The sequence below is a fragment of the Actinoallomurus acaciae genome, from assembly GCF_042429965.1.
GTDB lineage: Bacteria > Actinomycetota > Actinomycetes > Streptosporangiales > Streptosporangiaceae > Actinoallomurus > Actinoallomurus acaciae.
The window spans coordinates 1-10,692 of the sequence record NZ_JBHLZP010000285.1; the positions used below are offsets into that span (position 1 = coordinate 1).

Below are 10,692 nucleotides of genomic sequence, written 5' to 3' on the forward strand. Positions count from 1 at the left end.
GTGGCCGCCGCGGCGGCGGCCGGCGACGCCGCCGCCATCCGCCTGATCCGGGAGGGCGGCCGGCGGGTCGGGCAGGTACTCGCCGGCGTCATCAGCTTCTTCAACCCCGGCCTGGTCGTCATCGCCGGCGGCGTCTCCCGGCTCGGCCACACGCTGCTCGCGGAGATCCGCGGTGTGGTCTACCAGCGGTCGGCGCCACTCGCGACCGGGAACCTGCCGATCGTGCTCTCCGAACTCGGGGACACCGCCGGGGTGATCGGGGCGACCCGGCTCATCAGCGACCACGTGTTCTCCGCCTCCTGAGAGGCGAAGCACCGCCGCCGCGCAGGTGACCGTCCGCAGGCCCGCATCACCGCCAGGCCGGTCGACTCCGGCGACCGTGTCCGCATGCCCAAGCCTCTTCACGACCGGCAGCGCCTCGACCTCGGCACGAGGAAGAACCCGGGGACCGACTCCGGTCCGCACTCACCGTGACCTCCGGTCCGGCCTCCCGGCGCCTTCGTCACGGCGCCCGGCCGACCGTTCTCCCGGCGCGCGCTGAGGAGTGGGTGGTGGTGCTGACGTTCCCGCGGCGCGCGGCGAGTGTCGGGCACCGGCGCGACGGCCGTGGTCCCCCTCTTCCGGGTGCCCGTTTTCCAAGGTTGAGGGCCTTTGTCTTCACTGAGGAGAAAGTTTGGCCGTATCAGGACATAGGCCTCCCCGCTCTCAACAAAGTCGGATACGTTCGCGCCGTACCCCCCGGGAGGACGGCGTGATGCGGATGACGGCGCGGCCGGAGAACGTGCACCAGACACGGCTGTTGCGTCTGCTGCGTGACGACGGGGCGCGGTCGCGGGCCGAGCTCGGCGACGTCGTTCACCTCTCCCGTTCCAAGCTCGCCGTGGAGCTCGACCGCCTCGTCGAGCTCGGACTCGTCGAGCCGGCCGGTCTCGCGGCGTCTCGCGGCGGGCGGCGGTCGAACATCGTGCGGCTGTCGCGGCATCTGCGGCTGATCGGCGTCGACATCGGCGCCACCTCGATCGACGTCGCGGTCACCGACGGCGGACTGGAGATCCTCGGCCACGTGTCCATGCCGTGCAACGTGCGCGAAGGTCCCGACGTCGTTCTCGACCGCGTCCTCGACCTCCTCGGCAAGCTGCGCGGCCAGGGACTGGTCGATGAGATCCACGGCGCCGGGATCGGCGTGCCCGGCCCGGTGAGCTTCCGCGAGGGTGTGCCGGTGGTACCACCGATCATGCCCGGGTGGGATCGCTTCCCGGTGCGCGAGGTGATCAGTCAGAAGCTCGGCTGCCCCGTGCTCGTCGACAACGACGTGAACCTCATGGCGCTGGGCGAGGTGCACTCCGGCCTGGCCCGGTCGGCGGAGGACTTCCTGCTGGTCAAGATCGGTACGGGCGTCGGCTGCGGGATCGTGGTCGACGGCCGGATCTACCGCGGGATGTCCGGCAGCGCCGGCGACATCGGGCACATCCGGGTCGACGACAACGGGCCGACGTGCGTGTGCGGGAACACCGGTTGCCTGGAGGCGTACTTCAGCGGTGCCGCGCTCGCGCGAGACGCCCTCGCGGCGGCGCGGTCGGGGCGCTCGGCGTTCTTCGCGCAGCGCCTGGAGCAGGCGGGCGCGCTGACCGCCCTCGACGTCGCCGACGCCGTGGCGGCCGGCGACCCGGTTGGGGTGCGCATGGTCCGTGAGGGCGGCCGGCGCGTCGGGCAGGTACTCGCCGGGCTCATCAGCTTCTTCAACCCCGGCCTGGTCGTCATCGGCGGTGGCGTCGCGGGCCTCGGGCACGTCCTGCTCGCGGAGATCCGCGGCGTCGTCTACCGCCGCTCCCCGCCACTGGCGACGGGGAACCTTCCGATCGTGCTTTCCGAACTCGGGGACACCGCCGGGGTTCTCGGGGCGACCCGGCTCATCAGCGACCACATCTTCTCGGCCACATAGGCGGGATCCCCGCCGGTACAGGAGAGCCGATGCCCGAACCGCGGCTGCTCGTCATGCGCGGCATCGTGAAGGAGTTTCCCGGCGTCCGGGCGCTCGACGGAGTCGACCTGGAGGTACGCGAGGGCGAGGTCCACTGCCTTCTCGGCCAGAACGGCGCCGGCAAGTCGACGCTCGTGAAGGTGCTGTCGGGCGCGCACCGACCCGACTCCGGCGACATCGTCTGGCGCGGTGCCGAGATGGCGGAGCCGGCCGGGCCGACCGCGGCCCTGCGGCTCGGCATCGCGACCATCTACCAGGAACTCGACCTCGTCGACGGCCTCTCGGTCGCGATGAACATCTTCCTCGGCCATGAGCAGGCGAGGCTCGGCTTCACCCGCCGCGGTGAGATGAACCGCGCCGCGCGCGCCCTGCTCGCCCGGCTCGGGCACGGCGAGATCTCCCCGTCCGCCGAGGTCGGGCGGCTGTCCGCGGCGGCGCGCCAGATCGTCAGCATGGCGCGCGCCCTGTCGTACGACGCCCGGCTCATCGTCATGGACGAGCCGTCGGCGGCACTCGCGCACGACGAGGTCAAGAACCTCTTCCGCGTCATCCGCCAGCTCACCGCGGCCGGCGTCGCGGTGATCTACATCTCGCACCGGCTGGACGAGATCCGCGAGATCGGTGACAAGGTCACCGTCTTGAAGGACGGCCGTACGGTGGCGGTCGGCCTGCCCGCCCGTACGACGCCGACGGCCACGCTGGTGGCGCACATGACCGGGCGCCGGTTCGAGTACGTGTTCCCGCCGCGGCCGGCGGCCGAGGCGAGCGCGGAGGCGCCGGAGGCGCTGCGTGTCGAGGGCCTGTCGCTGCCCGGCGTGTTCTCCGACCTGTCGTTCTCGGTGCGCGCCGGGGAGATCGTCGGCCTCGCCGGACTGGTGGGCGCGGGCCGGTCGGAGATCCTCGAGACGGTGTACGGCGCGCGGCGCCCCTCGGCGGGCCGCGTGTTCCTCGACGGCAGGCCGGTGCGTACGGGAAGCGTCGTCGCCGCGGTGCGCGCCGGCATGGGACTCGCCCCCGAGGAGCGCAAGTCGCAGGGGCTGCTCATGCTCGACAGCGTCGCCGGCAATGTCAGCATCGCGTCCCTGCGCCGCTATTCGCGCCTGGGCTGGATGGACCGGAGGCGCGAGCTCGCGGACGCCGACCGCGAGGTGAGCGGCCTCGACATCCGGCCCCGCGACCCGCGGCGCCCGGTGCGGACGCTGTCCGGCGGAAACCAGCAGAAGGCCCTCCTCGCCCGATGGCTGCTGAAGGACTGCCGGCTGCTGTTGCTGGACGAGCCGACGCGCGGCGTCGACGTCGGGGCTCGCGCCGAGTTGTACGCCCTCATCCGGCGGCTCGCCGACTCGGGCGTGGCGATCGTGCTGGTCTCCAGCGAGATCCCCGAGGTGCTCGGCCTGGCCGACCGCGTACTGGTGATCCGGAAGGGCCGGACCCTCCGTGACTGCGACGCACGGGAGCTCGACGAACCCAAGGTCCTCGACCTCGTCATGGAAGGAAGCGATCTATGAGCGGCCCGGACGGCGTACGCGCGGACGAACACCCTGAGGCGCCGGAGGACCCGGTGACGAGCTCCGCCGCCGGGCCGCCGCCGGCCGACGAGCGGAGCCGCGTCGAGGCGGAGGCCGCCGAGGCGGGCGCCCGCGGGCTCGGCCGGTTCCGCCTCGGCGAGCTGCGCAACGTCGGCCTGATCGGCGTGCTGGTCGTGCTGTTCGCGGTGGGCGCGCTGACCCGGCCGGCGGAGTTCCTGACCTATGACAACGTCGTCGTGATCCTGACCCTCGCGTCGGTCATCGGTGTGATCACCGTCGGGATGACCTTCGTCATCATCGGCGGCGGGATCGACCTGTCGGTGGGGGCCATCGTGGCGCTCGCGACCGTATGGGCGACGACCAAGGCCACCCAGGTCTACGGCACCGGTGGCGTGATCTTCTGCGCGCTCGCGGTGGGTGTCGGCTGCGGCCTGGTCAACGGTCTGATCATCGCGTACGGCCGGCTCGTGGCGTTCATCGCGACCATCGCGATGCTGGCCTCCGCCCGGGGCCTGGCGATCAACATCTCCGGTGGGCACACCCAGACGCTCAACTCCGACAACCAGGGACTGGTGAACCTCGGCTACAAGGACCACTTCCTGTTCGGCAGGATCCCGCCACTGGTGATCATCTTCGCGGTGGTCGTCGTCCTGGGCTGGATCGTGCTGAACCGCACGACGTACGGCCGCCGGACGTTCGCGATCGGCGGCAACCCGGAGGCCTCCCGGCTCGCCGGCCTCAACGTGCGGCTGCACACGCTGCTGCTGTACGTCGTGTCCGGTCTGTGCTGCGGGATCGCCAGCATCATGTTGATCATCATGACCAGCAGCGGGACCTCCGCCAACGGCAACCTGTACGAACTCGACGCCATCGCCGCGGTGATCATCGGGGGAACGCTCCTCAGCGGCGGACGCGGCACGCTGATCGGCTCGGTGCTCGGCGTGCTCGTCTTCACCACGATCAACGACATCTTCACCCTCAACAACCTCACGACCGCGACACAGCAGATCGCCAAGGGCGTGATCATCGTGATCGCGGTGCTGTTCCAACGGCTACTCGCCGAACGTCGAGCCGGGTCCGGTGCCTCCTGACCACCTCGCCGCCTCCCCCCTTGCACACCCGGTGCCGAAAGGACTGTCATGACTTCGAGCCAAGCGAGAGACGTTCGCCGCCGCGGTTTCCTGCTGAGCGGCACCCTTGCCGGGGCGGGCGCGCTCGCCGCCGCCTGCACCAGCAACGCCGAGCCTGAGGCGAAGGCGCCGGCCGCGGCGTCGGCGGGCGGCGCCAACGACAAGCCCGGCAAGAAGGTCACCGTCGGGTTCGCCGGCCCGCAGGCCGACCACGGCTGGCTGAACGCCATCAACGAGCAGGCCAAGAAGGAGGCCGGGAGGTACTCCGACGTCGACCTGAAGATCACCGAAGGCTCGAACGACGCCGCCCAGCAGGCGAGCCAGATCCAGACGCTGATCAACCAGAAGGTCGACGTCCTGATCATCCTGCCCGCCGACGGCAAGCAGATGACGCCGACCGCCCGCAAGGCGATGGACGCCGGCATCCCGGTCGTCAACCTCGACCGCGTCTTCGACACCGCCCAGGCGTACCGGACCTGGATCGGCGGCGACAACTACCGCATGGGCCTGAACGCCGGGAACTACATCGGCCAGCGGCTCGGCGGCAAGGGCTCCGTGGTCGAGCTGGCCGGGATCGACACGCTCCCGCTGACGCAGGAGCGCTCCAAGGGCTTCGACGACGCGCTGAAGAACTATCCGCAGATCAAGAAGGTCGGCCGGGCGTCGGCGGAGTTCAACGTGCAGACCGGCCAGGCGCGGATGGCGGAGCTGCTCCAGGCGCACCCGAAGTTCGACGCGCTGTGGAACCACGACGACGACCAGGGCGTCGGCGCGCTCCAGGCGATCCGGCAGGCCGGCCGCACGGACTTCTTCATGGTCGGCGGCGCGGGGTCCAAGAGCGCGATGGACGCGATCAAGAAGGACGACAGCGTGCTCAAGGCCACGGTGCTCTACCCGCCGACGATGGCCGCGTCCGCGATCCGGGTGGCCCGGCTGCTCGGGCAGAGCAAGATCATGAGCGACCTCGCGGAGCAGGAGCTGCCCTCCTCGGTCACCTTGTTCTCCGCGGTCGTGACCAAACAGAACGTCGACACATATCTCCCGTTCGCGTTCGAGTGAGAAGGACGTCCCGCCCGATCGGGGCGGGGCGGGGCGATGTCGCCGGGGGTTCGACTCGGCACTGACCACGGAAGAGGACGGCGATACCCATGTCGCACGCAAGCAGGCCGACGCTCGGGGTCGGCATGGTCGGCTACGCCTTCATGGGGCGTGCGCACTCCCAGGCCTGGCGGAACACCGCCGCGTTCTTCGACCTGCCGCTCACGCCCGCGATGGTGGCGCTCGCCGGCCGGTCGAGAGAGCAGGCGACCGCGGCCGCGGAGCGGCTCGGATGGGCATCGGCCGAGACCGACTGGCGTGAGCTGATCCGCCGCGACGACGTGGACGTCGTGGACATCTGCACGCCCGGTGACACGCACGCCGAGATCGCGATCGCGGCGCTCGACGCCGGCAAGCACGTGCTGTGCGAGAAGCCGCTCGCCAACACGGTCGCCGAGGCGACCGCGATGGTGGAGGCCGCCGGGCGCGCGGCCGCGAACGGCGTGCGGGCCATGGTGGGCTTCAACTACCGGAGAGTCCCGGCCCTGGCACTGGCCCGCAGCCTCGTCCTCGAAGGCCGGCTCGGCACCATCCGCCACGTCCGCGCCCAGTACCTGCAGGACTGGATCGTCGACCCGGACTTCCCCCTGGTCTGGCGGCTGGACGCCGACAAGGCCGGATCGGGCGCGCTCGGCGACATCGGCGCCCACATCATCGACGCCGCCCAGTATGTCACCGGCGACCGGCTCATCGGCGTCAGCGCGCTGCTGGAGACCTTCATCAAGGAACGCCCCATCGCGGAGACCTCGGCGGGGCTGGGCGCCACCGTGGACGGCGACGACCGGCGTGGGCAGGTGACCGTCGACGACGCCGCGCTGTTCACCGGCCGGATGTCCGGCGGTGCCCTCGCGTCCTTCGAGGCCACCCGCTTCGCGACGGGACGCAAGAACGTGCTGCGCCTGGAGATCAACGGGTCGGCCGGCAGCCTGGCCTTCGACCTGGAGTCGATGAACGAGCTGTCCTTCTACGACCACACCGAGGACCCCGGCACCGCGGGCTTCCGCCGGATCCTCGTGACCGAACCGGGCCACCCGTACGCCGGTGCCTGGTGGCCGCCGGGCCACGTACTCGGGTACGAGCACACCTTCACCCACGAGGTGAAGGACTTCGTGGAGGCGATCGCCTCCGGCACCGACCCCGAACCGTCGTTCGCGGACGGCCTGCAGGTGCAGCGGGTCCTTTCCGCCGTCACGCGCAGCGCCGCCGGCCACGGCGCCTGGACCGTCGTGGAGGGCGCGGCCGGCGCCGCCGCGCACCGGCCCTCCCCCACCGCGACGACCGGCTGATCACGAGAGGAGGCCATCACCGCGACGGTGGCCCCGCCGCCGTCCCCCACCACCTGCCAATGACCCGGACGCTCCGCATGGAGGACTGTCATGTCAGGCAAACGGCTATCCATCCTCAGCGCACTGATCGGGATGCTCGTCCTCACCGGGACCGCGGCGCGCGCGGAGACCCCGTCGTTCCGCGTGCTGGTCTTCTCCAAGACCACCGGATTCCGCCACGACTCGATCCCGGACGGCGTCGCGGCGATCCAGAAGCTGGGCCGGGAGCACGGCTTCGCCGTGGACGCGACCGAGGACGCCACCCGGTTCACCGACCAGAACCTCGCCCGGTACCGGACCGTCGTCTTCGTCTCCACCACCGGTGATCCGCTCGACCAGCCGGAGGAGAAGGCGGCGTTCCAGCGCTACATCGAGCACGGCGGCGGCTACGCCGGCGTGCACGCCGCGGCCGACTCGGGCTACACCTGGCCCTGGTACCGCGACCTCGTCGGGGCCTACTTCCTCAGTCACCCCGCGCAGCAGGACGCGACGGTCGACGTCGTCGGCCAGGGCGCGCCCTCCAACCGGGGTCTGCCGAGGCACTGGACCCGTTTCGACGAGTGGTACAACTACCAGACCAATCCACGGGACGCCGGCGTTCGCGTACTGATGACGCTGGACGAGCACTCCTACGATCCCGGCCCCGACGCCATGGGCGACCACCCGATCAGCTGGTGCCACCGCTACGACGGCGGGCGTGCCTGGTACACGGGCATGGGCCACACCAAGGAGAGCTACACGGACCCGCTCTTCGTCCGGCACCTGCTCGGCGGCATCGAGATGTCCGCAGGAGTGACCAGGTTCCCGTGTGACGCCGACGAGACAGGCGGTGCCTGACCGCTCATGCGAGTGACGGCCGGGCGCGCGTCGCACCGCGCGCCCGACCGGACGCGGTCAGCCCCGCCCCGAGTTCGCAGAAACGGAGACGAAATCGTGGACCGACCATGGTCAAGACTACTGCGCACGACATGTGCGCTGGCGGTCGGCGCCGGGCTCGCGCTCGGCGCCGGCACCGCCGGGGCGAAACCCCTGCCCCACGCGACCAATCCCCTGCCCAAAGCCGCCACGGCCGACTTCCAGCAGGTCACCCTCGCCAAGGGACCTGACGCGATGGGCGAGCCCATGGCGATGGCGATCCTGCCCGACGGCAGCGTCCTGCACGATTCGCGCGACGGCACCGTCTACTACAGCCAGGACGGCGTGACGAGCGTCGCCGCGCACCTCGACGTCTACACGCACGACGAGGACGGCCTGCAGGGCATCGCCATCGACCCGCAGTTCGCCCAGAACCACTGGGTGTACATGTACTACGCCCCGAAGCTGGACACACCGACGACCGATGCGCCGGAGGACGGCACGGCCGCCGACTTCCAGCCGTACTACGGCCACAACCAGCTCTCCCGGTTCCGGTTCACGGACGGCAAGATCGATCTGAGCAGCGAGCAGAAGATCCTCCAGGTCGGTCCGACCAACCGCGGCATGTGCTGCCACGTCGCGGGCAACATCGACTTCGACGGCAAGGGCAACCTCTACCTGAGCGCCGGAGACGACTCGAACCCGTTCGAGTCCGACGGGTACGCCCCGATCGACCGGCGGTCCACCCGGAACCCCGCCTTCGACGCCGAACGGTCCGCGGCCAACACCAACGACCTGCGCGGCAAGCTGCTGCGGATCCACGTGAACAAGAACGGGTCGTACTCGATCCCGCGCGGCAACCTGTTCCCGAAGGGCACCGCCAAGACCCGCCCCGAGATCTACGCGATGGGCTTCCGCAACCCGTTCCGGTTCACCGTGGACCGCAGGTCCGGCGTGGTGTACCTCGCCGACTACGGCCCGGACGCGCAGAACGCGGACCCGAACCGCGGACCGGAGAACACGGTCGAGTTCGACCGGATCGCCAAGCCCGGCAACTTCGGGTGGCCGCTGTGCATCGGCGAGAACACGCCGTACCGGCGGTACGACTTCGCGACCGGCACCGCCGGTCCGCCGTTCGACTGCGCGCACCCGAAGAACGACTCGCCCAACAACACCGGCCTGCGGGACCTGCCGCCCGCGCAACCCGCCTGGATCGCCAACCACTACGCGGGCAACCCGCAGTTCCCGCAGCTGGGCGGCGAGGGCGCGCCGATGGGCGGCCCCGTCTACCACTTCGACAAGAAGCTGGACTCCCCGGCGAAGTTCCCCGCCTCCTACGACGGGAAGTTCTTCCCCTACGAGTTCGGCGCGCACTGGATCAAGCCGATCACGATGGACGGCAAGGGCGCGATCCAGTCCATCGAGACGCTCACCGACGGCCAGGACTGGTCGCAGCTGAAGGAGCCGATCGACGCCGACTTCGGCCCGGACGGTTCCCTGTACGTCCTGGACTACGGCAGCAACTGGTTCGGCGGGTCACTCGACGCGGCTCTGTACAAGCTGGAGTACGCACCGGGTGACAAGTCCCCCACGGCGAACATCACCGTGGACAAGACCTCCGGGCACAGCCCGCTGGCGGTCCAGTTCGACGGCACCGGCTCGACCGATCCGGAGAACGACGCGCTGACCTACGCGTGGGACTTCGACGGCAACGGAACCACCGACTCCACCGAGGCCAAGCCGTCTCACACCTACTCCGACAACGGGCAGTACCACGCGAAACTCACGGTCACCGACCCGAGCGGCCGTTCGGGCACCGCGGCGATCCTGGTGACCGCCGGGAACACCGCCCCGACGATCACGTTCACCGAACCCCCGAACGGGCTGACCTTCGCCGACGGCCAGCAGCAGGCGTGGAAGGTCCAGGTCGACGACCCGGACGGCACCGTCGACTGCTCGAAGGTCCAGGTCGAGTACTCACTCGGCCACGATCAGCACGCGCACAACCTGTCCCAGGCGACCGGATGCAGCGGAACGTTCGCCCTGACGACGGCCGGGCACACCGACGCCGACAACTTCTACGGCATCTTCAGCGCGAGCTACACCGACACCTCACCGGCCTCCGGGGTGCCGGACCTCACGTCGAAGACGCAGATCGTCCTGCAGCCCAAGGACAAGCAGGGAGAGTTCTTCCAGTCCAGCTCCGGCGTCCAGGTCACCGCGGTGAGCGGTGCCCAGGGCAACGCCGTCACCTCGATCAACGACGGTGACTGGACCGAGTACGACCCCTACGACCTTCAGGGCGTGAGCTCCATCGGCTTCCGGGTCGCCTCGAGCGGGCCCGGCGGCACCATCGAGGTCCACGCCGACTCACCCACCGGAACCCTCATCGGCTCGGCGAAGGTGGCGGACACCTCCGGCGCCTTCACCACCGTGAGCGCGCCGGTGACCGATCCAGGTGGCACGCACAAGCTGTTCCTGGTGTTCAAGGGCGGCGACGGTGACCTGTTCACCTTCGACGCCTTCACCGTGAACGGCTAGCCGTTCACCGGCGGCCGGCTGGGCGACCCCCGGCCGGCCGCCTCCGTCCCTGCGGGAAAGGGGAAGCATGAGCGTTGGAGTATGGCTGATCGGGGCGCGCGGCTCCGTCGCGACCACCGCGGTGGTGGGGGCGGCGGCGGTCGCCGCCGGGCTCACGCCGCCGACGGGTTGTGTCACCGAGTCGCCGGACTTCGCCGAGGCGCCGCTGCCCGACCTCGGCGACGTCGTCTTCG

9 protein-coding genes are annotated in these 10,692 nt (G+C 70.5%); all 9 read left to right on the forward strand.

Annotation, left to right across the window (positions count from 1 at the left end):
* Positions 1-303 (forward strand): ROK family protein (locus ACFFNX_RS30530; RefSeq protein ID WP_378209329.1); only part of this gene is annotated, 303 nt, incomplete at its 5' end.
* 451 nt (positions 304-754) lie between these two features.
* Positions 755-1,942 (forward strand): ROK family transcriptional regulator, encoded by a 1,188-nt coding sequence (locus ACFFNX_RS30535; RefSeq protein WP_378209330.1) that lies wholly within the window; start codon positions 755-757, stop codon positions 1,940-1,942.
* A gap of 29 nt (positions 1,943-1,971) precedes the next feature.
* Positions 1,972-3,489 (forward strand): sugar ABC transporter ATP-binding protein, encoded by a 1,518-nt coding sequence (locus tag ACFFNX_RS30540; RefSeq protein WP_378209331.1) that lies wholly within the window; start codon positions 1,972-1,974, stop codon positions 3,487-3,489.
* The gene (locus tag ACFFNX_RS30545; protein ID WP_378209332.1) at positions 3,486-4,601 is read left to right on the forward strand and encodes an ABC transporter permease; all 1,116 of its coding nucleotides are present in this window, start codon (positions 3,486-3,488) and stop codon (positions 4,599-4,601) included. Before ACFFNX_RS30540 ends, ACFFNX_RS30545 begins: the two co-directional genes overlap by 4 nt.
* 48 nt (positions 4,602-4,649) lie before the next feature.
* Positions 4,650-5,699, forward strand: a complete 1,050-nt coding sequence (locus ACFFNX_RS30550; protein ID WP_378209333.1) for a substrate-binding domain-containing protein — start codon at positions 4,650-4,652, stop codon at positions 5,697-5,699.
* Between the two features lie 89 nt (positions 5,700-5,788).
* On the forward strand, positions 5,789-7,024 hold the full coding sequence (locus ACFFNX_RS30555; protein ID WP_378209334.1) for a Gfo/Idh/MocA family protein: 1,236 nt from the start codon (positions 5,789-5,791) through the stop codon (positions 7,022-7,024).
* Positions 7,025-7,114: 90 nt separating this feature from the next.
* Positions 7,115-7,900: a ThuA domain-containing protein gene (locus tag ACFFNX_RS30560; protein WP_378209335.1), complete on the forward strand. Its 786-nt coding sequence runs from the start codon at positions 7,115-7,117 to the stop codon at positions 7,898-7,900.
* 96 nt (positions 7,901-7,996) lie between these two features.
* Positions 7,997-10,459 carry a PQQ-dependent sugar dehydrogenase gene (locus tag ACFFNX_RS30565; protein WP_378209336.1) on the forward strand — a complete coding sequence of 821 codons (2,463 nt, stop codon included), beginning with the start codon at positions 7,997-7,999 and terminating at the stop codon, positions 10,457-10,459.
* A gap of 67 nt (positions 10,460-10,526) precedes the next feature.
* Positions 10,527-10,692, forward strand: a 166-nt coding sequence (locus tag ACFFNX_RS30570; protein WP_378209337.1) for an inositol-3-phosphate synthase, incomplete at its 3' end; no start/stop codon positions are given.

Excerpts from the sequence above, each read along its gene's own strand:
- ACFFNX_RS30555 (WP_378209334.1), top strand. The coding sequence starts at position 5,789 with ATGTCGCACGCAAGCAGGCCGACGCTCGGGGTCGGCATGGTCGGCTAC.
- ACFFNX_RS30545 (WP_378209332.1), top strand. The coding sequence starts at position 3,486 with ATGAGCGGCCCGGACGGCGTACGCGCGGACGAACACCCTGAGGCGCCG.
- ACFFNX_RS30535 (WP_378209330.1), top strand. The coding sequence starts at position 755 with ATGCGGATGACGGCGCGGCCGGAGAACGTGCACCAGACACGGCTGTTG.
- ACFFNX_RS30560 (WP_378209335.1), top strand. The coding sequence starts at position 7,115 with ATGTCAGGCAAACGGCTATCCATCCTCAGCGCACTGATCGGGATGCTC.
- ACFFNX_RS30540 (WP_378209331.1), top strand. The coding sequence starts at position 1,972 with ATGCCCGAACCGCGGCTGCTCGTCATGCGCGGCATCGTGAAGGAGTTT.
- ACFFNX_RS30550 (WP_378209333.1), top strand. The coding sequence starts at position 4,650 with ATGACTTCGAGCCAAGCGAGAGACGTTCGCCGCCGCGGTTTCCTGCTG.